This window comes from Actinomadura alba, assembly GCF_014323705.1.
Classification (GTDB): Bacteria; Actinomycetota; Actinomycetes; order Streptosporangiales; family Streptosporangiaceae; genus Actinomadura_C; species Actinomadura_C alba.
Genome location: NZ_JABVEC010000013.1, coordinates 39,692 through 62,643 on the forward strand (window position 1 = coordinate 39,692; position 22,952 = coordinate 62,643).

The 22,952-nt window shown below is 70.6% G+C and carries 22 protein-coding genes; 10 read left to right on the top strand and 12 right to left on the bottom strand.

Annotated elements, in window-relative coordinates:
• Positions 1 to 58 precede the first annotated feature (58 nt).
• Both HKK74_RS18410 and gabT read right to left on the bottom strand, forming a co-directional pair.
• Positions 59 to 1,492, bottom strand: a complete 1,434-nt coding sequence (locus tag HKK74_RS18410; protein WP_187244473.1) for an aldehyde dehydrogenase family protein — start codon at positions 1,490 to 1,492, stop codon at positions 59 to 61.
• A 23-nt stretch (positions 1,493 to 1,515) separates the two neighbouring features.
• Positions 1,516 to 2,865, bottom strand: a complete 1,350-nt coding sequence (gabT, locus tag HKK74_RS18415; protein WP_187244474.1) for a 4-aminobutyrate--2-oxoglutarate transaminase — start codon at positions 2,863 to 2,865, stop codon at positions 1,516 to 1,518.
• A gap of 300 nt (positions 2,866 to 3,165) precedes the next feature.
• Between gabT and HKK74_RS18420 the strand changes: the two genes are divergently transcribed.
• Both HKK74_RS18420 and hslR read left to right on the top strand, forming a co-directional pair.
• Entirely contained in the window at positions 3,166 to 4,035 is an 870-nt protein-coding gene (locus tag HKK74_RS18420; RefSeq protein WP_187244475.1) for a DMT family transporter, read from the top strand.
• 72 nt (positions 4,036 to 4,107) lie between these two features.
• The gene (hslR, locus tag HKK74_RS18425) at positions 4,108 to 4,503 is read left to right on the top strand and encodes an Hsp15 family ribosome-associated heat shock protein (protein WP_187244476.1); all 396 of its coding nucleotides are present in this window, start codon (positions 4,108 to 4,110) and stop codon (positions 4,501 to 4,503) included.
• On the opposite strand, the gene HKK74_RS18430 is transcribed toward hslR, so the two are convergent.
• Both HKK74_RS18430 and HKK74_RS18435 read right to left on the bottom strand, forming a co-directional pair.
• Positions 4,476 to 5,315 (bottom strand): DUF4184 family protein, encoded by an 840-nt coding sequence (locus HKK74_RS18430; RefSeq protein WP_187244477.1) that lies wholly within the window; start codon positions 5,313 to 5,315, stop codon positions 4,476 to 4,478. The genes hslR and HKK74_RS18430 overlap by 28 nt on opposite strands.
• Positions 5,316 to 5,438: 123 nt before the next feature.
• Entirely contained in the window at positions 5,439 to 6,293 is an 855-nt protein-coding gene (locus HKK74_RS18435) for a hypothetical protein (RefSeq protein WP_187244478.1), read from the bottom strand.
• Positions 6,294 to 6,544: 251 nt separating this feature from the next.
• Here HKK74_RS18435 and HKK74_RS41480 point away from each other — a divergent pair, with 251 nt between their 5' ends.
• Positions 6,545 to 7,684, top strand: a complete 1,140-nt coding sequence (locus tag HKK74_RS41480) for a pentapeptide repeat-containing protein (RefSeq protein ID WP_187244479.1) — start codon at positions 6,545 to 6,547, stop codon at positions 7,682 to 7,684.
• Between the two features lie 39 nt (positions 7,685 to 7,723).
• Here the strand turns inward: HKK74_RS41480 and HKK74_RS18445 are convergent, their stop codons facing one another.
• Complete coding sequence (locus HKK74_RS18445) at positions 7,724 to 8,227, bottom strand: NUDIX hydrolase (protein WP_187244480.1); 504 nt, start codon at positions 8,225 to 8,227, stop codon at positions 7,724 to 7,726.
• 136 nt (positions 8,228 to 8,363) lie between these two features.
• Here HKK74_RS18445 and HKK74_RS18450 point away from each other — a divergent pair, with 136 nt between their 5' ends.
• The 3 genes from HKK74_RS18450 to HKK74_RS18460 are packed head-to-tail and all read left to right on the top strand — an operon-like array spanning position 8,364 to position 12,135.
• Entirely contained in the window at positions 8,364 to 8,942 is a 579-nt protein-coding gene (locus HKK74_RS18450; protein ID WP_187244481.1) for a PadR family transcriptional regulator, read from the top strand.
• Complete coding sequence (locus tag HKK74_RS18455; RefSeq protein ID WP_187244482.1) at positions 8,939 to 9,670, top strand: ABC transporter ATP-binding protein; 732 nt, start codon at positions 8,939 to 8,941, stop codon at positions 9,668 to 9,670. Before HKK74_RS18450 ends, HKK74_RS18455 begins: the two co-directional genes overlap by 4 nt.
• The gene (locus HKK74_RS18460; protein ID WP_187244483.1) at positions 9,667 to 12,135 is read left to right on the top strand and encodes an FtsX-like permease family protein; all 2,469 of its coding nucleotides are present in this window, start codon (positions 9,667 to 9,669) and stop codon (positions 12,133 to 12,135) included. The genes HKK74_RS18455 and HKK74_RS18460 overlap by 4 nt, the downstream gene beginning before the upstream one ends.
• Positions 12,136 to 12,190: 55 nt before the next feature.
• Here HKK74_RS18460 and HKK74_RS18465 read toward each other — a convergent pair whose 3' ends face one another.
• The 6 genes from HKK74_RS18465 to HKK74_RS18490 form a co-directional block, all read right to left on the bottom strand.
• Positions 12,191 to 13,015 (bottom strand): undecaprenyl-diphosphate phosphatase, encoded by an 825-nt coding sequence (locus HKK74_RS18465; protein WP_312881611.1) that lies wholly within the window; start codon positions 13,013 to 13,015, stop codon positions 12,191 to 12,193.
• A gap of 72 nt (positions 13,016 to 13,087) precedes the next feature.
• Positions 13,088 to 15,739: an FtsX-like permease family protein gene (locus HKK74_RS18470; protein WP_187244485.1), complete on the bottom strand. Its 2,652-nt coding sequence runs from the start codon at positions 15,737 to 15,739 to the stop codon at positions 13,088 to 13,090.
• Positions 15,727 to 16,398, bottom strand: coding sequence for an ABC transporter ATP-binding protein (locus HKK74_RS18475; RefSeq protein WP_187244486.1), 672 nt, complete (start codon positions 16,396 to 16,398; stop codon positions 15,727 to 15,729). The genes HKK74_RS18470 and HKK74_RS18475 overlap by 13 nt, the downstream gene beginning before the upstream one ends.
• Positions 16,395 to 17,093, bottom strand: coding sequence for an ABC transporter ATP-binding protein (locus HKK74_RS18480; protein WP_222722438.1), 699 nt, complete (start codon positions 17,091 to 17,093; stop codon positions 16,395 to 16,397). The genes HKK74_RS18475 and HKK74_RS18480 overlap by 4 nt, the downstream gene beginning before the upstream one ends.
• A complete protein-coding gene (locus tag HKK74_RS18485; protein ID WP_187244487.1) occupies positions 17,054 to 17,701 on the bottom strand; it encodes a hypothetical protein in 648 nt (215 codons plus the stop codon). The genes HKK74_RS18480 and HKK74_RS18485 overlap by 40 nt, the downstream gene beginning before the upstream one ends.
• A 94-nt stretch (positions 17,702 to 17,795) precedes the next feature.
• Positions 17,796 to 19,130 carry a sensor histidine kinase gene (locus tag HKK74_RS18490; protein ID WP_312881599.1) on the bottom strand — a complete coding sequence of 445 codons (1,335 nt, stop codon included), beginning with the start codon at positions 19,128 to 19,130 and terminating at the stop codon, positions 17,796 to 17,798.
• A gap of 91 nt (positions 19,131 to 19,221) precedes the next feature.
• On the opposite strand from HKK74_RS18490, the gene HKK74_RS18495 reads away from it, so the two are divergent.
• Together HKK74_RS18495 and HKK74_RS18500 are read left to right on the top strand one after the other, a co-directional pair.
• Positions 19,222 to 19,920 (top strand): response regulator transcription factor, encoded by a 699-nt coding sequence (locus tag HKK74_RS18495; protein WP_187244488.1) that lies wholly within the window; start codon positions 19,222 to 19,224, stop codon positions 19,918 to 19,920.
• Positions 19,921 to 19,942: 22 nt separating this feature from the next.
• The gene (locus tag HKK74_RS18500) at positions 19,943 to 21,151 is read left to right on the top strand and encodes an ROK family transcriptional regulator (RefSeq protein WP_187244603.1); all 1,209 of its coding nucleotides are present in this window, start codon (positions 19,943 to 19,945) and stop codon (positions 21,149 to 21,151) included.
• Here the strand turns inward: HKK74_RS18500 and HKK74_RS18505 are convergent.
• Positions 21,146 to 21,769 carry a TetR/AcrR family transcriptional regulator gene (locus HKK74_RS18505; protein WP_187244489.1) on the bottom strand — a complete coding sequence of 208 codons (624 nt, stop codon included), beginning with the start codon at positions 21,767 to 21,769 and terminating at the stop codon, positions 21,146 to 21,148. The two genes, HKK74_RS18500 and HKK74_RS18505, sit on opposite strands and share 6 nt — an antisense overlap.
• Positions 21,770 to 21,883: 114 nt before the next feature.
• Between HKK74_RS18505 and HKK74_RS18510 the strand changes: the two genes are divergently transcribed.
• Together HKK74_RS18510 and HKK74_RS18515 are read left to right on the top strand one after the other, a co-directional pair.
• Positions 21,884 to 22,330, top strand: coding sequence for an SRPBCC family protein (locus HKK74_RS18510; protein ID WP_187244490.1), 447 nt, complete (start codon positions 21,884 to 21,886; stop codon positions 22,328 to 22,330).
• A 33-nt stretch (positions 22,331 to 22,363) separates the two neighbouring features.
• Complete coding sequence (locus HKK74_RS18515; RefSeq protein ID WP_187244491.1) at positions 22,364 to 22,951, top strand: chloramphenicol phosphotransferase CPT family protein; 588 nt, start codon at positions 22,364 to 22,366, stop codon at positions 22,949 to 22,951.
• Position 22,952 lies beyond the last annotated feature (1 nt).

Here is a 22,952-nt window from a genome sequence, read left to right on the forward strand (position 1 = left end):
CGGGCGCGCCCGTCCGCCGATCTCATGTCCGCCGCACCGGCGTGCCGGTGCGGCGGGATCAGAGGTCGAGGCCGGTGAGGACGAGCACGCGTTCCTCGGTCAGGTCGGTCATGGCCGACCTGACGCCCTCCCGGCCGATCCCGGACTGCTTCCAGCCGCCGTACGGCATCTGGTCGGCGCGATAGCTCGGCACATCTCCGATGATCACTCCGCCGACCTCCAGTTCGCGGTGCGCGCGGAAGGCGACCCGCACATCGGTGGTGAAGACACCGGCCTGCAGCCCGTACTTCGACGAGTTCACGATGGTGAAGGCCTCGTCGAGGTCGGTGAACCGGGCCACGGACAGGACCGGTCCGAAGATCTCCTCCTCGGCCATCCGGGTACCCGCCGGGACATCGGACAGGACGGTCGGGGCCACCTCGCGTCCCTGACGCGTGCCGCCGGTGAGCACGGACGCGCCCGCGTCGCGCGCCTCGTCCACCCACGCGATGATCCGCTCCGCCGCGGCGTCGTTGATGACCGGGCCGACCTGTACGCCCTCGGCGGTCGGGTCCCCGGTCGTCAGCTTCTCGACGGCCGTCACCAGTTCCTCGACGAAGGCGTCGTGGACCGCCGTGTGGATCAGGACGCGCTGGACGGAGATGCACGACTGCCCGGCCTGGTAGTTGGCGAACAGCGCGATCCGTTCGGCGGCGGCGGTCAGGTCCGGCCAGTCGTCGTTGACGACGACGGCCGCGTTGCCGCCCAGTTCCAGGGTGAGGTGCTTGCGCGGGGCCTGCTCCTGGATGGCCCAGCCCACGGGGCCCGAGCCGGTGAACGAGACGACCGTCAGCCGGGGGTCGAGCACGAGGGGCGCCATCCTGTCGTTCGGCACCGGCAGCACCGACACCATGCGAGCCGGAAGGTCGGTCTCGGCGATGAGCTCGGCGAGCAGCATCGCGGTGAGGGGCGTGGCGGGTGCCGGCTTGACCAGGATCGGGGCGCCGACCGCGATGGCCGGGGCGACCTTGTGCGCGACCAGGTTGAGCGGGAAGTTGAACGGCGCGATGCCCAGCACGGGACCGCGCGGGAAACGCCGCACCACCGCGAGCCGCCCGGTGGCGGCGGCGTCGGTGTCGAGTCGCTGGAGGTCGCCGGAGAACCGGCGCGCCTCCTCGGCGGCCCAGCGGAAGGTCGAGACCGCCCGGGCGACCTCGCCGCGGGACCAGAACAGCGGTTTGCCGTTCTCCGCGGTGATCAGTGCCGCGAACTCCTCGGCGCGGGCCGACAGCGCCGCCGAGATGTGGTCGAGGGCGGCCGCACGGACGTGCGCCGGGGTGGCCAGCGCCTCCGCGCGTACGGCGTCGAGATCGGCGACGGCCCGCTCGACCTGTGCCTCGGTCGGAACCGACACGACACCCACGAGCGATCCGTCCCACGGGGACGTCACACGCAGGGTGTCCGCCCCGGTCGTGGGCACACCGGACAGGTGGAACGGCGTGATGTCTGGCATGGGGGAACCTAACTCAGAGGGATTCAGGCCGATTCGGTGAAGGCCTGTTCGAGGATATCCAGACCCTCGACGAGCAGATCATCGGGAATCGACAGCGGTGGCAGGAACCGCAGCACGTTGCCGTACGTACCGGCGGTCAGGGTGACCAGGCCGGCCGTGTGACAGGCGGCGTTGATCTTTGCGGTCAGCGCGGGGTCGGGGGTCTTCGCCGGGCCTGGGCCGGTCACCAACTCGATGGCGAGCATCGCACCCCGTCCTCGCACGTCACCGATCTCGGAGTGCTTGTCGGCCAGCCTGCGCAGCCGCGGGACGACCATCGCCTCGATGTCGCGGGCGCGCCGGGCGAGATCGTCGCTCTTCATGGTCTCGATCGCGCCGAGCGCGGCCGCGCACGCGACCGGATTGCCACCGTAGGTGCCGCCGAGCCCGCCGCCGTGCACCGCGTCCATGACCTCGGCCCGCCCGGTCACCGCGGCCAGCGGAAGGCCGCCGGCGATGCCCTTCGCCGTGGTGATGAGGTCGGGGACGATCCGCTCGTGCTCGCTGGCGAACCAGTCGCCGGTACGGCAGAAACCGGTCTGGATCTCGTCGGCGATGAGCAGGATGTCGTTTTCGCGGCACCAGCTCGCGACCCGCTTGAGATAGCCGGGCGGTGGCACGATGAAGCCGCCCTCGCCCTGGATCGGCTCGATGATGACCGCCGCGGTGTTCTCCTCACCGACCTGCGCGTGCAGTTGGGAGACGAACAGCTCGAAGGCCTCGTCGGCGCAGTGGTCCGGCCCGGTCGGCCAGCGGTACGGGTAGGCCATCGGTACCCGGTAGACCTCGTTCGCGAACGGCCCGAAGCGGTGCTTGTAGGGCATGTTCTTCGCGGTGAGGGCCATGGTCAGGTTCGTGCGTCCGTGGTAGGCGTGGTCGAAGGCCACGATGGCCGGCCGGCCGGAGTAGGACCGGGCGATCTTCACGGCGTTCTCCACGGCCTCCGCACCGGAGTTGAACAGCGCCGAGCGCTTCTCGTGGTCGCCCGGGGTGAGTTCGTTGAGCGCCTCGGCGACCTCGACGTACTCCGCGTAGGGCGTGACCATGAAGCACGTGTGGGTGAAGTCCGCCACCTGCTCCTGGACCCGCTCCACCACCCGGGGCGCGGCGTTGCCGACCGTCGTCACGGCGATGCCGGATCCGAAGTCGATGAGCTGGTTGCCGTCGACGTCCACCAGGATGCCGCCACCGGCGCGCTCGACGTAGACGGGCAGCCCCGTCGAGACACCGGCGGACACCGCCGCGCTCTTGCGCGCGTGCAGTTCGGCCGAGCGGGGGCCGGGGATCGCCGTCCTGAGCATGCGGCGCTGTTCGATACCGGGGGTCGGCCTCATCGTCGGACGCTCCAATCCGGGACACGTGCTGTCGCCGCCGGCGTACGGGGGTGTCGCCGGCGACCGCCACGGCGCACGGGCGCGGGCCCGTGGCCGCCAAGATTATGACGGGCGCGCGGACCTGCCGGAAACTCCTGGCGTCTCGGAACCGCACCGCGAGGACGGCATGGCGTGATCAGATCATGACACTCCGTGAGAAGGTGGCGGTAGGAGCCTTCGGACCGACGCATCGCCGACCATCGGATCGACGGCGTGGCGGGGATGCTGAGGGGCAGTGGTCGCCGTGAGTGCGGAACAGCGATGATCGCGGTGACCCTGGCCGTGCTCGCCGCGGTGAGCAACGCGCTCGCATCGGTGCTGCAGCGGCACGCGGCGCGGACGGCCCCGGCGAACCGGACGTCACCGCTGGGGCTGATGCGGTACCTGATCCGCCGGCCCGTCTGGCTGTACGGCATCGGCGCGCTGATCGCGGGCTTCCTCTTCCAGGTCGCCGCTCTGAGCCAGGCCGGGCTCGCGCTCGTACAGCCCATTCTCGTCACCGAACTGCCGTTCACGATGATCTTTATCGCGTGGCTGTTCCGGATCCGGCTCGGCACGGAGTCCTGGCTGGCGATCGGCGCCCTGACCGTGGGACTGGTCGTGTTGCTCGTCGCGGCCGGCCCGACCGAGGGCGATCGCCTTCCGCACCGGGCCGGCTGGGCGATCGCGACCGTCGTCACCATCGGGGTGATCGGGGGCCTGGTGGCGTTCGCGGCGATCCTCAGGGGGGAGGGCCGGGCCGTGGTCCTGGGCGTCGCGGCCGGCCTGGGCTTCGCCTTCACCGCCGCGCTGATGAAAGAGGCCACGAAGGTTCTGGCCGAGGACCCGTACTCCCTGTTGACCTCATGGCCGGCGTACGCCATGGTTGCGGCCGGCCTGTGCAGCCTGTTGCTCCTGCAGTACGCGCTGCGCAGCGGAACGCTGGTCGCCGTGCAACCGGCGCTGAACGTTTCGGACCCGGTGGCGAGCATCGCGTACGGCGTCGGGCTGTTCGGTGAGGAGATCAGGCTGGAGGCCTGGGCGGTGCCCGAGGTCGTGGGCGTCGGCCTGATCCTCTACGGCAGCATCCGGCTGGCCCAGTCACCGCCGCTCCGCCGGCACGAGCCCGTCACGCCGCCGCCCGAAACCTGAGCCGGGCCGAGGCAGGGCGGTGATCGCACCGCCGCCGATGCCCCGGCCGACCGGCGACGTTAGGGTCGTGCCATGGTGACGGATCAGGGCACCGTGCGGGTCGATGTGTGGATCTGGTGCGTACGGCTGGTGAAGACGCGTTCGATGGCGACCGCCGCCTGCCGGGGCGGCCATGTCCGGGTGAACGACGAACGCGTCAAGGCGGCCACTCCGGTGCGGCCCGGTGACGAGGTGCGGTTGCGTCATGGCGGGCGGGAGCGACTCGTCATCGTGCAGCAGATCGTGCGCAAACGGGTTGGGGCGGCCGTTGCCGCGGACTGTTTCATCGACAACAGCCCACCACCGCCGCCGCGCGAAGCCCTGATCCCGATCGGACGGCGTGACCGTGGCGCGGGCCGCCCCACCAAACGCGACCGCCGCGAAATGGAACGTCTTCGCGGTCAACTCCTCGATTCGGACGAGGACTGAGGCCGGCGGGCCGGAGTGGCACGCCGAGGGGAAGAGCCGTCCGCCGGACGGGGGGCCCGGCGGCGAAGGGCGTGGAACACCAGGCTGTAGGCGATGAGCGCGAGCGTCGCGAACGCCATCGCGCCGATCACCCCGCCGACCGTCCTGGCGTGGAGGTCGGAGCGATCGGAGTTGAGCGGCAGCCAGGAGAGGGCGCCGTAGCAACTGCCGGCGAGCCCCGCCACCACCGTTCCGGTCAGGGTGGCCACGCGGTGGCGGACCGGCAGGCCGGCCGGTTCGTCCGCGGCCGGTGTGGCGTGCCGCAGCCACCAGAACGCCCATCCGGCGATGACCAGCAGGCCGATCGCGCCGCTCCCGTACTGCGCGACCTTGAACCCGGGCAGGCCGAACGCGAGCGGCTCGGCCAGCGCGGGCCACCACCGCACACCCGGGGCGTCGGGATGGGTGAAGGCATCCCAGGAAACATGGCTGAAGGTACCGATCGCGGCCGAGACCAGCACCCAGCCGAGGTCGTTCATGCGGAGCTCGTCGAAGCCCCGCGCCGGGACTGCCACGCGGCCACGGACCCAGGCCGGGCAGAGCGCGATCAGCGGCCATTTGAGCAGCGGATGGAAGACGGCGAGCAGTAGCAGGGCGAGGCCCAGGTCGACGGTGACCGTGCCGATGAACATGTGCGTGAGCCAGCGTTCCTTGAAGAACGGGAGGAAATACGGCAGGTCGGGTGCCATCGACCCCATCACCATCGCCGAGGGCACCAACCGTCCGCGCGCCAGTGGCAGCACGATGGCGGGATGGCTCAGGGTGAACGGCACGGTGCCTCCAGCGTCGGCGCGGACCGTCGAGGCGATTCGCGGCGATGGGGAGTGGGCCGTGCTTGGGAGCACGTTCCTGAACCACCTTCGGAGCGACTCTGCTGCGTGACCCGAATCGGTGGATCAGGCGAAGAGGTCCTCGATGGAGGTGATGGTGAGCGCGCGGTTCAGCCAGCCGTCCAGGACTGTGGTGTCTGTGCAGGAGAGGATCTGGTCGCGAACCGTCTGAGGTACGTGGATCCCACGCTGGTCGAGGACGTTCAGCATCGCCATGGCCTTGCCTTCGGCTCGACCTTCGGCTCGGAGTTGGGATACGTACCGGTAGTTCTGGGTCGACATCAGCGTTCTCCATGCCTTTCGTGCGGTCGTGTCGCCCAGCCCCACCTCGGTGAACTCGGCGAAGTATCCGGCGGTGTCGGTATCGATGGTGTCCAGGGCGGTGGCCAGCACCTTCAGTATGGCAGCCGCCTGCTCGGAGCGGCTGTGGGTGAGCGCCGAGAAGACCGTAAAGAGCACGTCCTCACACGCTTGGGCCAGGTCGGTGACGGCGGGGACGTTGTCGGGGCTGAGCACGAACGGGCGCACCACCATGCAGGGGAGGGTCGCCGGCCCGATCTCGATGGGTTGTCGTGCCCATTTGGCAGTGGTCTGCTTGGGGGAGATCACGAGTAACGTCACCGGGCACTCGTACTTTGCGTGCAGGTAGGCGATGTAGTACGGCCAGCTGATGAGCTTGTCGTCATCGCGCTCGGTCTGCGACTCGACGATCACGACCTGGTCGCCGGTCTCAACCTCGGCCAGCAGCACAGTGTCGATTCGCCGTTCCAGCGGGCGGATCTCGGTGGCGTCGGTGTTGAGCACTGACACCGCGCGCGGGGTGGGCAGGGCGACACCCAACAGACGGTTGAAGGCTCGGGCGAACAGGGAGGTGTCCTCTTGGAAAATCCTGTGGAGGGCTTCATGGGGGGAGTTGGCCACAACTGTAAGTTATCAATTGACTACTCTTCGTTGTGGCAACTTGGTGCGGTTCATGGACGATCCGCACGGGCTGCCTGAGGCTCTGACGGCCTGTGATCGGTTGGCTGAAGATCCGTTTCCTGCTGACTCGGTGTCGTACGGCAAGTCGCACAGGAGACTGCGCATCGGGGTCTATGAGCGACGTCGCTTCGCGATGCACCTGACTGATCATTGCCTGGTCGTATGGCACCGCGCTTTGCGATAGTGAGCCCGTGCGAGATCGTGTCGGTTCACGGCGGGGTGTGATGCGCTGGTCGCTGGGGTTGCACGTCACCCTGCTTCTGCTTATCGCGGTGGGGGTGGCGGGGGCGGTACTGGCGCTGCTCTGGCTTCTGCTCGGGCGACCGTATCTGGCCTCGGCCGGGCCGCTCAAGCCCAGTGAAACCTACGACGCCATCAAGATTGCTTTGACGGTCGTGGCGGGAGTCGGCGGGGTCGTGGCCCTGGTCGTGGCCTACCGGCGGCAACATTTCAGCGAAGCCGCCGATCTGCGCGAGCACGCCATCGCGATGACGACCCGCTTCGGAGCGGCGGCCGAGCAACTCGGCTCCGAGTGGCCGGCCGTACGGATGGCGGGCGCGTATGCGATGGCGCGGGTCGCCGATGACTGGTCGGAGGAACGGCAGACCTGCATCGATGTACTCTGCGGCTACTTGCGGATGCCGCACGATCCGAACCCGCCCGAGGAGACTGACAGGCTGACCGTCTGGCGACGCGAACGCGAGGTCAGGGTGACCGTGCTGCGGCTCATCGCCGCCCATCTGCGCGACGGAGCGCTGGTGTCCTGGCAAGGGTGTGATCTCGACTTCACCGGCGCCGTTCTCGACGGGGCTGACTTCCGAGGGGTGCGGTTCACCGGCGGCGACGTCGTCTTCGTCAACGTTGTGGTTGCCGGTCATGACAAGGATCAGGTTGTCTTCGACGACGTTGAGTTCGCCGAAGGCAGCAGCGTCTACTTTCGCTCCGCCGAGTTCCGTGGCGGTGATGTGCGCTTCCATCGGGCAAAGTTCACCGGCGGTTGGGTTACCTTCGATGGTGCGCGCTTCACCGGAGCGGATGTGGACTTCCATGACGCCAAGTTCGAGGCGGGCGAGGTGCATTTCGAGGATGCCGAGTTCGCCGCTGGGCTGGTCGACTTCACCGGGGCATCCTTTCAGGGCTGCAAGGTCAACTTCGCCGAATATCGTGTGGAGATCCGCTACTCAATGGCAGGGCCGGCCCGCTTCACCGGCGGCACGGTCGACCTCAGTGCGGTGGCTGATTTTAGCGACCCACCGCGGTTCGGGCTCACCAATCCGCCGCTGGGCCTTCTGCTACCGGACGGCATACAGGCTGCTGACCTGCCTCAATGAATCCCGGTGCGGGCGGCTGAGGTGAACCCGGGCCCTCTATCAAGAAGGCAGCCCGATTACCTCAGCCAGTCCTGAGAAGCTGTAGGCGGTCCCGCCGTTGTATTCCAGGGCCCGGGTGAGCCGGTTCAGATTGCCTTCATCCAGTTCGGGTAGGGCGTCCAGCGCATACCAACGCACCTCCAGGGACTCTGCGTCGTTCACGCGGGCTCGACCTCCGACCGCCTGGCAGCGGAAGGTGAGTTCCAGGTATTGGGTCTGATCGCCGTTGGAGTAGGTGATCGGCTCCGAGACGGTCACCGAGGTCAATGCCTCCGGGACGGCCACCACCCCTGTCTCCTCGAAGCATTCGCGGACGGCCGCATCGGCTGGCTGCTCGGCCGGGTCAATGATGCCGCCGGGCAGGACCCAAGCCCCGGTATCCGCGCGGCGCTCGAGAAGCACGCGGCCTTCGTCGTCCAGGACGACAGCGATGGCGGAGGAGAGCCAGAGCAGACGCTGGCCGACCAACGAGCGAAGTTCCGTGATGAAGGCAGGGGTCGACATGGTGGCACCGTATCCACGGTCTCCGTCAACTCACGCACTCACCCGCCAACTCAAGCGCTCAGTCACCGGAGAGCGCCACGGAGGGCAGCTGTATACTGGGTATAATACTGAGTATGCGACGCGATGGGATTGTGTGATGAGCGTGCGACATGCGCTGTTGGCCCTGCTCAGTGAGGGCCCGAAGTACGGGTTGCAGCTGCGCCAGGAGTTCGAGGCCCGGACCGGGGAGGTCTGGCCGCTTAACGTCGGTCAGGTCTACACGACCGTGCAACGCCTGGAGCGAGACGGCCTGGTCGAGTCCGACGACGGCGAGGCCGAGGGTCCGCAGAAGACCTTCCGCATCACGGCCAAGGGCGGGGAGGAACTCGCCGTCTGGTTGCGCACGCCTCCTGGTGACGCTCCACCGCGCGACGAGTTGGTGATCAAGATTCTCGTGGCGCTTCGGGTGCCGGGAGCGGCGGTCGAAGAGATCCTCCAGGTGCATCGCCGCCATGTCGTGGAGATGATGCAGCGGTACACCCGGCTGAAGGAGACCGCCGACGAGGACGACCTCGGGGTGCTGCTGGTCGCCGACGCCGAACTGTTCCGGCTCCACGCGGTGAGCCGTTGGCTCGACACCGCAGACGCCCGGCTCAGACGTCTCCCTCGGCCGAAGACCCCTCCCGCCGAGACGAAGGAACGCCCGCAGGCCACGAGGCAGGGGGCGGACCGATGAGCCCGGTGCTCGAGATGCGCGGAGTCTCGAAGGTCTACGGGGAGGGGCCGGCGGCGGTAAAGGCGCTCACCGGCGTCGATCTGTCGGTCGAGAGCGGGACGATGGTCGCGGTCATGGGCCCCAGCGGGTCCGGCAAGAGCACTCTGCTGACGATCGCGGGCAGCCTTGAAGAGCCCACCAGTGGAGAGGTGCTGGTCGAGGGCACGTCGCTGGTGGGAATGTCCCGCAACGACCGGGCCAGGATGCGCCGGCGGCGCGTGGGCTATGTCTTCCAGGACTTCAACCTGCTGGCGGGTCTGACGGCGGTGGAGAACATCACGCTCCCGCTGGAGCTCGACGGCATGAGACCGAAGGCGGCCCGCGAGGCCGGCCTGGAAGCGCTCGGCGAACTCGACCTCACCGATCGCGCCGGTCATTATCCCGACGAGCTGTCCGGTGGGCAGCGTCAGCGGGTCGCGATCGCGCGGGCCATCGTCGGCGACCGGAGACTGCTCCTCGCCGACGAACCGACGGGCGCGCTCGACTCGGTGAGCGGTGAGGGTGTCATGCGCCTGCTCAAGGTCGCTTGCCGGCGGGGAGCCGCAGCGGTCCTCGTGACGCATGACGCCCATCTGGCCTCGTGGGCGGATCGGGTGGTGTTCGTCCGCGACGGCGTCGTCGTCGACCAGACCGCTCCGCCGGCCGGCCCCGAGTCGCTGCTCGCCGTCGAGACGGAGCCCCGCGCATGACGACACGCACCGAACCGACACCCGTCGCCGGGGAACGCGCCGAACCGCCGAAGAGGACGGCGGCGAACGGCGGTCTCGTCGCGCGCCGGGCCGTGGTCCGCTGGGCGTGGCGACTGTTCCGCCGGGAATGGCGCCAGCAGACGCTGGTCCTCGCACTCGTCACCTTCACGGTGGCCGGGGTGACATGTGCCGTTTCCCTGGCCTACAACGTCGCGTCCTCGCCCACGGCCACGTTCGGCTCCGCCTCGCAGTTGCTGTCCTTCGACGGGTCCGATCCCGAGGCGCTGCGGGCCGACATCACCGTCGCCCGTGACAGCATCGGCCCCATCGAGGTCATCGAGCACCTGCAGGTGCCGCTGCCGGGCTCGGTCGACCCGCTGGATCTGCGGGCACAGGACCCCCAGGGCCGTTTCAGCCGGCCGATGCTGCGCCTGCGGGACGGCCGCCTCCCCGCCGGGACGGCGGAGGTGGCGCTGACCGACGACGCTGCCGCGGCCTTCCACGCCCGGGTCGGATCCGCCCTCCGGCTCGACGGACGTGACGTCAGGGTCGTCGGCCTGGTCGAGAACCCGCACGACCTGAACGATGAGTTCGCGCTCGCCGCGCCCGGCACGTTGGGCCGGCCCACGTCGGCCGATGTGCTCGCGCGGGCCGGGGCGCAGCGCTTCGACGACTACCGCACCGCCGGCGACCGTCCCATCGCGTTCCAGCTCAGGAACCGGACCACCAAGTCGCTGGCCGCCGCAGGCGTGTTCGGCGTCGCCACCGTCGCGTTGCTCCTGGTCTCGCTGGTCGCCGCGGCCGGATTCGCCGCGGTGGCGCACCGGCGGCTCCGCCAGATCGGGATGCTGGCCGCCATCGGCGCCACCGACAGGCACCTGCGGCTGGTACTGATCGCCAACGGCGCCGTCATCGGAGTGATCGCGTCGGTCACGGGCACCGCCCTGGGCGTCCTCTTCTGGCTGGTCCTCGCGGGTCGCCTGGAGGAACCGCTGGCCCATCGCATCGACCCCTTCAGCCTGCCGTACCCGCTGCTCGGACTGAGCCTGCTCGTCGCCGTCGCGACACCGGCCGCGGCCGCGTGGTGGCCGGCCCGGGCGATGGCGCGGATCCCCGTGACCGCCGCGCTCTCGGCCCGCCCGCCCCGGCCGAAGGCCGCGCGCCGCTCGATCCCGGTGGCCGGGCTGTGCCTCGCCGGAGGCGTGGCGTCGCTCGCTCTCGCCGACCAGTCCAATCCGCTGCTCATCATCACCGGCGTCATCGCGATCGGCGCCGGCATACTGCTCATCAGCCCGCCGGCGGTGCGGGTCCTCGCGTGGGCGGCGACGCGGACGCCGATCGCCGTGCGGCTGCCGCTTCGCGATCTCGGCCGGTACCAGGCGCGCGCCGGGGCGGCCCTCGCGGCGATCAGCCTGGCGCTGGGCGTTCCGATAGCGACGGTCGTCGCCTCGGCCGCCGCCGAATACACCGCGGAGCAGGGGAATCTGGCCGATACCGAACTGCTCGTCCGCGTCGGCGATGCCGAGCCGGTCGCCGCCGAACGTACACCCGCGGAGCTCGACCGGATGCGAGCCGCCGTCGATCGCTACGCCGCCACGCTCGACCGGCCCGCGGTGGTCCCACTCGACATGGCGGTCGACGTCTCGGCGCGACCCGAACGGTCGGCGGGCGGCGGTCCGGGCGTACGGCCGGTGGTCGAGCTCGGAACGCCGGCCGGGAACGGCTGGCGATCCAAGGCCGTCTACGTCGTGACCCCGGAGCTGGCCCGTCATTTCGGCCTCGACCTTCCGGCGATCCGGCCCGACACCGACGTCCTCACCGTCGAGACCGGTCGGGTGCAGTTCGTCAACGTGGCACAGAGGGATCTGGTTCCTCGCGTACAGCCGGTGAGGCTGCCCGCCTACTCCTCCGCGCCGACCTCGTTCATCACGCCGAACGGGATGCGGCGCGGCGGCTGGACGCCGGTCCGGGTCGGCTGGCTGATAAAGAGCGCTCAGCCGATCACCGGCGCGCAGATCACCGGGGCACGTGACATGGCGGCGGCCGCGGGGCTCACCGTCGAGGCCAGACGTGACCAGAGCTCACTGCGCACCCTGCGAACGGCGGCCACCGCCGGGGGAGTCGTCCTCGCGCTCGGTGTCCTGGCCATGACAGTGGGCACCATCCGTGGCGAGGCGGGCGGTGAGCTCCGCACTCTCACCGCGGCCGGAGCCACCAGCGCGATGCGGCGCACGCTGACCGCCGTCACCGCGGGGGCGCTGGCCACCGCCGGTACGGTCCTCGGCGCCGCCGGCGCCTACCTCGGCCTGATCGGCGCCTACGCGTCGGACCTGAGCGCGCTCGGCCGGATGCCGCTGATGGAACTCGGCATCACCATCGTCGGCGTACCGCTGCTCGCCACCGCCACGGGCTGGCTCATCGCCGGGCGTGAGCCCCCGGCGATCGCCCGGCGACTCCTCGAATGATCCCTGCGGGGCAGCGGATCTCGTGACCCCGGGGATGGGGGCCGGATGCCCGGGGTCAGAGCCTGCCGGTCGCGAGCAAGGTGATCAGCAAGGCGGCCGCGGCGAGGCGGTAGACGATGAAGACCCTGAAGCCGTGCTTCGCGACGTAGCGCAGGAGCCAGGCGATCGAGGCATAGGCGACGACGAAGGAGACGACGGTGCCGGTCACCAGCGCGACGGCGTCCGTCCCCGTACCCAGGGCGTCCTTGAGCTCGTAGAGGCCCGCCCCGGTCAGCGCCGGGACCGACAGGAAGAACGAAAGCCGGGTCGCGGCGACGCGGTCGAGACCCCGGAACAGGCCGAGCGAAAGTGTCGCGCCGGAGCGGGAGAAACCGGGGAACAGCAGGGCGAGGATCTGCGAGCAGCCGACGATCATCGAGTCGGCGAAGGTGATCTCGGCTTCGCCGCGCTTGAGGGTCGCGTGCCGTTCGGCCAGCCACATGACCGCGCTGCCGCCGATGAGCGAGGCGGCCACCACCCACAACGAGGCCAGCGGGCCGTCGATGAGCGGTTTGGCCGCCAGTCCGACGAGCACGATCGGGATGGTGGCGAAGACGACCCACCACGCGAACCGCGAGTCATGGGTGGCGCGGGCCTGTTGGTCGGTCAGCCCGCGGAACCAGGCCGTGGCGAACCGCAGGATGTCCTTGAAGAAGTAGACGAGCACCGCGGCGATCGCCCCGGTCTGGACGACCGCGGAGAACGCGACGACGGCATCGTCGCCGACCGGGATCCCCATGATCCCTTCGGCGATCTTCAGATGCCCTGTGGACGAGATCGGCAGGAACTCCGTGATCCCTTCCACGATCCCGAGCACCACCGCCTGCCCGATGTTGATCACGCTCAACCCGTATGTCCTCTCATCAGCCGAAGGGCCGCCCCCGAGGAGGGGCGCATGACAGGGTTCACCGTCCTAGAGGTCGCGCAGGACGGTGAGTGGCGGCCGGCGTACGGCCCGGATCGCCGCGGCGCCGGCCGCCAGCAGGGCGATGAGCCCGATGGCGACGACCAGGCCGAGGTAGGCCCACGGGACGGTGAGGCCGGCCGGCGGCGGGTCGAAGACACCGGTGAGGATCTTGACGAGCATGTGCGAGAGCGGCCAGGCGGCCAGGCCGCCCATCAGGGCCGCGCCGACGGTGACGACGGCGACCTCGGTCCAGACGAAGGCGCCGAGCCGGCGGGTGCGAGCGCCGAGCACGCTCGCGAGGGCGAACGTGCGCCTGCGCTCGGTGAAGCCGAGGGCGAGCAGGAGGCCGGTGGCCGCGGCCGCGAGCGCCACTGCGTAGGTGAGTTCGATGGTGGTCAGCCCGCGCAGGTCCACCGCGGTGAGGCTGGTGCCCACGACGTGGTGGACCGAGTCGAGGTCGGTGATCTGCGCGCCGGAGCCGAGCCGGCCGCGCAGGTTCGCCGCGAGTTCGTGCGGGGACCGCCCACTGGCCGTGACGAGGAACGTCCCGACGGTGTCGCTGCCGGTCTGCGCGGCCACGTAGTCGGCGTTGGCGACGAGGAAGCTGTCGCGCGGGGCGGTGGGGAACTCCTTGGCGATCCCCGCGTAGTGGAAGACGACTGTTCGGTACTGCCTGGTGCGGCCGTCCTGCAGCCGGAGCCTCAGCTGGTCGCCGGGACGGAGCTGGAAGTCCTTGACGGTCTCCTCGCTGACGAGTACGGCGTCGGGTCGCCGGGCGAGCCTGCCGATGAGCTCGCGGGCGGTGCCGCCGGAGAAGTAGGCGTCCTGGAGTTCGGTGGCGGCGCTGAAGCCGGTGGGCCGGATGCCGTAGAGGTCCTGCAGGTCCGCGCCGACGTAGGCGAACCGGTGCTGCAACGGTTCGACGTGGCCCACTCCCGGTACGGCGGCGATCCGGCGCGCTTCGCCGGGCGGGACGTACGCGCCCGGCGACTCGGTGACGGTGACGTCGGCGCCGTTGGTGAGCTGGGCGTCCACGAGCGCCTGGTGACGGTAGGTGGCGTCGAAGACGGACGTCGTGCCGGCGAACACGACCGTCAGCGCGGCGAGCGCGACGGTGCGCGCGATGAGTACGCGCTGACGGGACAGCGTCGCGGCGACCGTGTCGGCCAGTCCTCCGGCGAGCGGGCGGCTGAGCCTGGCCACCACGGGGCGGCCGCGGCCGAGCAGCCAGTACGTCACTCGCCAGGTGAGCAGCCCCGCACCGGCCCACAGCAGCGCGGGGGCCGCGAAGGCCCAGTAGCTCACCGAGATCGTCGGCAGTCCTTCGGGCACGAGCACGATCTTGTAGCCGTTCCGCCCGGCCGCCCAGAACACCGCGCCCGCGGTGACCAGCAGCCAGAGGTCGAGGCCGTACCGCAGCCAGGCGGGTGCTCGCCGTGCGGCGCCGATCTGCCGGCGCGCGCTCGCCACGGTGCCGTGGCGGGCGTCGCGGGCGGCCGGGATGAGCACCGCGAGGACGGCGATGACCAGCCCGGCGACGACGGCGCCACCTTCCCAGTACGCCGTCGTCGCCGGAGTCGCGCCGAAGCCGGCCGAGCCGAAGGCCAGCCGCCCGGTCAGCGCGGCGATCCCGAGTCCGGCCGCGGCGCCCACGACGCCGACGGCGACGGCCTCGGCGGTGGCGAGCGTGAGCAGGGTCCGGCGGGTCGCGCCTCGGGTGCGGAGCAGCGCCTGCTCGGTGCGGCGCCGCGTGGCACCGGAACCGGTGATGACGGCGGTGAGCAGCCCGGCGAGGACGGCCCCGGGCGCACCGAGGAACAGGAAGAGGATCTGGGCGTAGAGGGCGTCTGCGCGGGCCGCGCCGAGCGCCGCGCCGAGGTTGTCCCCGACCCGCCCGGCACCGGCCAGCCGTACCTCCAGATTTCGGGCGCTGCCGGAGACCCGGGCGTAGGCGCCGGCCGGATCGGCGGGCAGGGCATGGCGGAGCCGGGCGTGGAACTGGGTGCGGACCTGGTCGGGACGGGCGTGCGCCACGGGATCGAACAAACGATGCCACGTGTCGGCCGGCAGGAGCAGAACGTTGTCCGGCGGAGCCTGTGGCTGGGCGCCGACGGGAGCACCGACCTTCTGGAAGAGCGAATCGGCGCTCGGGAGCTCGACGACGCCGTCGACGCGGACCTGCGCCGCCGGCAGCCCGGCGCGCTGCACCTTCACCGTGTCGCCGGGGGCGGCGTGCAGGTTCGCGGCGGTCTGCTGGGCCAGCAGCACGCCGTCGGCCCCGCCGACCAGGGACCGCAGCTCGCCCGGGAAAGCGGCGGCGTAGCCGGACGGCAGGCCGAGCACCTGACCGGCGCCGGTCGTGAGCGTCTGCCCGGCCGTGCGGGCCTCGAGCCCGGCGGTGTCGGCGAAGTCGACGCGGCGGAGGTCGGTGAACCGGCGGTCGGCGTGCAGCGCCGGCTCGATGGACGGGTCGCCCTCGATCTGCCAGTCGACCGGGACACGGTCGATGGACCGCTGCGTCATCGTGGACTTGGCCGAGGTGAGGAACGCGCCGAGCGAGGCGAGCAGCGCCACCGCCGCCGCCACCCCGACCGCCGCCGCGGCCAGGCGCGCGGCGCGGTGGAGGAGCAGCCCGCGTAGCCAGATCAGGGTGAGCATGTCTCGTCCTCTCGGAGGGTGCCGTCGTGCATCGCCCACCGTCGCGGCAGCCGGCCGGCGATCCGCGGGTCATGGGTGGCGACGACCAGCGTGGCGCCCAGGTCGGTGGCGGCGTCGACGAGCAGGTCGATCACCGTGAGCGCGTGCGGGGAGTCGAGCTGGCCGGTGGGCTCGTCGGCGACGATGAGCCGTGGGGAGGCCGCGAGGACGCGCGCCACGGCGACCCGCTGGGCCTGCCCGCCGGACAGCTCCTCGGGAAGGCGTCCGGCGAGGTCGCCGACGCCGACGGAGGCCAGCGCCTCCAGGGCCTTCTCGCGAGCCGGCCGCGGTGCCTCACCCGCGAGCAGCAGGGGGAGCGCGACGTTGTCGGCCGCGTCGAGGGGCGGCAGCAGGCTCGGGCCCTGGAACACCAGGCCGACCTGTCCCGGTTCGCTCAGCGGATGACCGCCGAGCGCCGGCCACCGGATCGACCCGGTCGTGGGCCGGTCGAGGCCGGCGATGAGATGCAGGAGCGTGGTCTTGCCGGATCCCGACGCGCCGGTGACCGCGACCTGGTCGCCGGATTCGAGCCGGCAGCTCACGCCGTGCACGGCGACCACCGAGGCGGATCCGCTCCCGTGGGTGCGCGCCACGTCCTGAAGCTCGACGAGGGTGTTCACCGGATCTCTCCGTCCAGCATCGTCACCGTACGGTCCGCCGCGTGGGCCACGGCGGCGCTGTGCGAAGCGACGATCACGACCGTGCCCTGCTCGGTCTGATCGCGCAGCAGGTCGAGCACCTCGCGCTCGGTCTGGGCGTCGAGCTCACCGGTGGGTTCGTCGGCGAGTACGACGGCGGGATGCGTGGCGAGCGCGACCGCGAGGGCGGCCCGGGCGGTTTCGCCGCCGGACAGCCTGCTCGGACGGCTGTCGGCGCGCTGTTCCATCCGCAACTCCGCAAGCAGTTCGGCCTGCCATGCCGGGTCGTACCGCCCGGCGAGGCGCTGGGCCAGTTCGATGTTGCGGCGAACGGTCAGGTGCTCGATGAGGTTGCCGGACTGGAACATCACCCCCACGAGCCGGCTGCGCAGCGCCGCTCGCTCTCCTTCGGGCCGGTGGCTGAGACGGGTGCCCTCGATGCGGACGGTGCCACCGTCGGGCTCGTCCAGCCCGGCGAGGCAGGCCATCAGCGTCGACTTGCCCGAGCCCGAGGGCCCGCTGATCCCGATGAACTCGCCGGCCAGCGCGCGCAGGGTGACGCCGCGCAACGCGGCGGTCTCCTCTTCACCGGCGCGGTAGAAGCGGTAGAGGCCGGTCGCCTCCAGCACCACCGGGCTCATGCCGCCCACCGGAAGGAGTCCGACACGGTGCGCCACGGGTCGACGTTGTCGGCGCCGACCGGGCCGGAGAGGGTGAGCACGGCCTCTTGCCCGTGGCTGAAGAACTCATAGCGTTCGACGGCGTCGCGGACGATCTTGCCGGTCACTGGGTCGGGTGTGCTGTCGGCGGCGTACCGGATCCGTACGGCGGTCCCGCCGTGGCGTTGCACGGTCTCGATCTTCTGGAGCGCGACGTTGTGCCCGGCGGCCTCGATCTTCGGGACCTCCTGCGCACGGGCCGTCGCCGGGGTGGGCGCCGCAGCGGCGGGGACGACCTCCACCCGGACGGTGTTGAGCTTGTCGGTGAAGCTCGCGCCCGTCGCGAGATCGGTGCGTGCCCAGCCCTCGGGCACCTTGATCTCGTATCCGTGCGACCGGAAGGCCACGTACTGCGTGTCGTCTGGAATGTCGCCTGGCGGGTTCGACTCGGTCTCGTGCGGCCGGGGAGCGTCGGAGGAGCCCGGCCGGGTCGAGGAGCCGGCGGTGGGTCCGGCGATCCGCCGGTCGGTCGCCTGTCCGCAGCCCGCGACGGCCACCGAGGTGAGGGTCGTGGCGAGGACGATGGTGAGGACCATGGTCACGGTCCGGTGATGGTGCGTGCGCATCGGGGCTCCCGGGTCGTGGGGATGTTCCGCCACGGTAGGAAGGCCCCGGTCAGCGGCGGCTTAGCGCGAGGTAAGCCCCGTGATTACCTTCCGCCTACTGGCCGTCGTTGCCTGGCGACGGCAGCAGCAGGGTGAAGATCGGCGGAACGGGCCGCCGCAGCACCAGGCGCCCGCCCTCGGCCTCCGCGAGAGAGCGGGCGAGGGCCAGCCCGATGCCATGCCCCTTCCCGGTGGAGTTCCGCCGGGCGAAGACGTCCTCGCCGTCGGCGATCCCCGATCCCTCGTCGGAAACGTCGATGGCCAGCCCGGTGCCGACGTCGCCGGCCTCGACGGTGATCCGGCCGCGCCCGTGGACGGCCGCGTTGTCCACGAGTACGTCGAGGATCTGCCGGATCGTGGAGGGCATGGATTGGATCTCCGGCAGCGGCTGCTGCACGACGATGGTGAACGGGCGGCCAGTGGCGGCGAGAGGGCCGTGCCAGCGGGCTCGCAGCTCGTCGAGGAGCGCCGGAGTATCGAGCCGCTGGCGTTCGGGTCCGGCATCACGGGCCAGGCGGAGCAGATCTTCGATGATGTCCTGCAGATGCTCGCCGCGCCGGACGGCCGTCCGGATGGCGGCGGGCAGGTCGGCCCGGGGCCGCTCCAGCGCCGATTCCAACCCGAGCAGCAGGCCGGTCAGCGGGGTACGGAGCTGATGCGAGACATCGGCGCTGAACGCGCGTTCGCGGTCCAGCACCGAGCCGAGACGGCGGGCGGTCGCCTCCAGGGCGAGTTCCGCCGCCTCGGCCTCGCGTACTCCGGAACTCTTGGCCCTGATCGTGAAGTCGCCGTCACCGAGGGCCTGAGCCGCCCCGGTCAGCCGTTCCAGCGGCCCGGCCAGCCGGCCCGCCTGGTGACGGGCGAGCGCCGCTCCGAGCCCGATGACCAACATGGCCAGGCCGGCCATGAGCAGCCACGCTCTCCTGATCCGATCGGTGACGGTGTCGTCGGGCATGCTCACCCGCACCATCGCCCGCGGGACCTCATCGGAGGGGATCGGCGCCGACACGGTCAGCTGGCCGTGCTCGACGGACTGATGAAGCCGCCCGTCCGCGGCGTCGGCCGCGGTCTTGGACCGGGCGGGTCCCTCACCCGCGATGCGCTCGCCGCCGTCCCGGTAGATCCCCACGCTCAACCAGGGATGCAGCCCCTTGGGCAGCCGGACCGCACGGGGATACGACGCTTGATCGTCGGGTGCCACCGCGGCGACCCGGGTCGCGTCGCGTTCGAGCGACGTCACGGCCTCGCCCCGATAGAGCCGCTGAACGGCGACACCGAGCGGAATGGCGAAAAGAACGACGGCCAAGGTGGTGATCCCGACGATGGCCATGTGCAGCCGCCTGCGCAGCGGTACGCCGGCCGGGGACGCGGGGTGCGGGCGCAGGGCCACGGCTGAAGCCTCCTGTCGAGCGGCTGCCTGCAGGGTATGCGCCCACCCGGGTGAACGCGGCGCTTACCTTGCCCGGCCTACCATCGGTGTCATGGGAGCTCAGGTACTGGTCGTCGAGGACGACGAGGCCATCGGCACCGAGCTGACCGAGGCGCTGATCAGCCAGGGCTACGAGGCCGGCTGGGTCACCACCGGGAAGCAGGCGCTGGACATGGTGGACCGGGTCGCGCCCGAGCTGGTCCTGCTGGACCTCGGGCTGCCGGACGTCGACGGGGTCGCTCTGTGCAGAAAGCTCCGCATGACGCTGCACGACACGGTGATCGTGGTGCTGACCGCCCGTACGCTCGAGTTCGAGGTGGTGATCGCACTGGACGCCGGAGCCGATGACTACCTCACCAAGCCGTTCCGGCTGACCGAGCTGATGGCCCGCCTGCGGGCCCACCTGCGCCGTAGCGCGGCCCGTCCAGAGGAACGGTACGTGACGGTCGGTCGGCTGCGGCTCGATCTCGCCGCCCGGCGCGCCACCATCGGTGGTGCCGAGATCGCACTGCGTCCCAAGGAGTTCGATCTGCTCGCGTGCCTTGCCGCCCGCGCGGGTGAGGTGGTGACCCGGGAGGACCTGATCGACCAGGTCTGGGACGTGAACTGGTTCGGCCCCACCAAGACACTCGACGTGCACGTCTCGGCGCTGCGCCGCAAGCTCGGGCAGCACGGAGAGGACGCGTTCCGCATCACCACCCTGCGCGGCCGTGGTTACCGCTACGAGGCCGACCAGGTGTCGGATCGCTGATGATTGTGGTCCTATGGGGACGATGCTGAAAGCCGGTCGTTCCCAGGAGGAGATCCGCCAGCGCAATCTGGGCACCCTGCTCCGGCACGTGCACCTTGGCGGGCCAGTCTCCCGTACGGCGCTGGCCGGCCGGATGGGCCTGAACCGCAGCACGATCATGGCGCTGACCGCGGAGCTCACCTCGGCGGGCTTGGTGCGCGAGGAACTCCCCAAGGACACCGGCAGGGCAGGCCGGCCGTCGCTGGTCGTGCGCCCGCAGTCCGACCGGGTGTACGTACTGGCCTTCGACGTCGCCGTGGACCGGCTGGTCGCCGCCCGGGTGGGGCTGGGCGGCAAGGTCCTGGACCGCAGGGAGGCCGTCCGGCGACGCGCCGGGGCCGACCTCGACGACGTGGTGGGGGTACTCGCCGGGTTCGCCCATGAGATGCACCGCGAGGCGGACTCCAACTCGGTGTGCGTCGGAATCGGCGCGTCCTACTGCGGCATGATCCGGCCCGGCGACGGGATGGTGCGTTTCGGGCCGGACATGGGCTGGGTCGATCAGGCCTTCGGTACCGAACTCGGCCTCAGGCTGGAGCTCGGGCTGCCGGTGTCGGTGGGCAACGAGGCCCATTTGGGCGCGCTGGCCGAGCACCAGCGCGGGGTGGGCATCGGCGTCCAGAACCTGATCTACCTGCACGGCGATGTCGGCGTGGGCGGCGGGATCATTGTCGGCGGCAAGCTGCTGGACGGCGACGGCGGTTACGGCTGCGAGCTCGGGCACATGGTGGTGAACCCGTACAACGGGCGGCCCTGCGGGTGCGGCTCGCGAGGCTGCCTCGAGGCGGAGGTCGGCGAGCGGGCCCTGCTCGACGCCGCCGGCCGGTCCCCCGAACTGGTCGGCCGCGAGGCCGTACGGGCCGTGGTGGACGCCGCCGAGCGCGGCGACATCGTGGCGCGCGAGGCACTGCACCGGATCGGCGACTGGCTCGGCATCGGAGTGGCGAATCTGATCAACCTCTTCAACCCCGGCCTGGTGGTCTTCGGTGGGATGCTGCGTGACGTCTACCGGGGTTCGGCGGCCCAGGTCCGCAGCCGGATAACGGCCAACGTGCTGGTGATCTCGCGGGAGAAGGTGCGACTCCGTACCTCCGCTCTCGGGGACGACACCACCCTGATGGGTGCGGCCGAACTGGCCTTCTCCGAACTGATGGCCGATCCCCTGAACGTGCTGACCCGCGCGACGTCATGAAGCGGCGGGTCGGTTCGCCGTGTTCGCCGGTGTACGGGTGGCGTCGTGGATCAGTAGCCGCGCGGTGGCATGCGCCTTGTCCATGACATCACTGACGTTGCCGAGCGCGTGATTGGCGATGGCTCCTTCGTAGACGAACAGGAGCCGGTCGACGAGCAGCCCGGGGTCGGCCGTACCGGTCGCCTGGGCGAGGCCGAGCATGCGTTCGCGCAGCGCCTTCTTGCTGGAGGTGACGACCTCACGTGCGGGGTGGCCCGGGTCGGCCAGCTCGGCCATGGCGTTGGCGAACGAGCAGCCACGGAATCGGGACTCCGACACCGCCCAGGTGCGCAGCGCGCCGAAGACCGCCAGCAACCTGGCGGACGGGTCGTCGCCCGCCGCCTCGATGGCCCGCTCGAGGATGCCGCGCCAGCGGACGTCCCGGCCGTCGAGGTAGGCCAGGATCAGACCTTCCTTGCCGCCGAAGTGCTTGTAGAAGGTCATGCGCGCCACCTTGGCGGTATCGATGACGGCGTCGATACCGGTGGCGTTGATGCCGTCGACGTAGAACAGCCTGTCGGCGGCGTCCAGGATCCGGCGGCGGGCGGAGGAGGTCGGGGGTTCGGTTTCACTTGGCATGGCTCGACTATACGGAACGTTCTATCTCCTGTATAGATCGTTCCGTCTACCGCCCGTCCGTGGGACAATGCAATGTGCGCCGCAGTCGGAGCGCGAACGACCAGAGGAGGGGCCATGGCGGGTCAGTTCGAGGCGACGATTGAGATCGACCGCCCCATTGCAGAGGTCTTCGCGTTCCTCGCCGACGGTGAGAACGATCCCAAGTTCAGTCCCCGGGTGCTGCGGATGGCGAAGTCCACGGACGGCCCGACCGCGGTGGGCACCGTATACGCCAGCACGGTCAAGGACGCCGGAATGAAGACCCAGCGGGAGTTCCGGATCACCGAGTTCGAGCCGCCCAGCAGGATCCGCTGGACCGAGATCTCCAAGAATCTCGTGACGGCCACCGAGGGCGGCTACGACCTCGCGCCCACCCCGGAGGGCGGAACCCGCCTTCGGGTCTTCAACGTCCTGGAAGGCCACGGCATCGGCAAACTCATCGCGGGCTTTGCCCTGAGCGCCGCGCGCAGGGACGCTGACGCCTTTGCACAGCGCATCAAGGCGGCCGTCACCGCGTCCTGAACGGCGCCGGCCGCGAGCGTGCATCCTTGGAGCGTGGAACCCCGTCCATTTCACCGTGGTCCCGGTCGCGTGATCCTGCTCAACGGCGCGTCCAGCTCAGGCAAGTCGACGCTGGCCAAAGCGCTGCAACGCACGCTCGGGGAGCCGTTCTTGCACGTGTCCTCCGATCAGTTCGTGGCCACCGGCATGCTGCCGGATCGGCGGGAGGAATCCGGGCCGTTCAACTGGTGGAGCCAGATGCGTCCCCGCTTTTTCGCCGGATTCCACCGCTGCCTGCCCGCGCTCGCCGAGGCCGGCAACGATCTGATCGTCGAGCATGTGATCGAGTTTCCGGCATGGCGCGATGAGCTGGCCAGGCTGCTGGCGCACCTGGACGTCTTCCTCGTCGGCGTGCACTGCGACCTCGACGAACTGGATCGGCGCGAGCGCGCCCGCGGTGACCGCCGGATGGGCGAGGGCCGCAGCCATGTCGAAGAGAACCTCATGCACACCTTCGGCCCGTACGACTTGGAGGTGGACACGACGGCGGGAGTATCGGCCACGCTCGCCGATTCGGTCCTGACGGCCTGGCGGAATCGGACCGTACCCCGGGCCATGCGGCCGGGACCGGCCGCGGGATGAG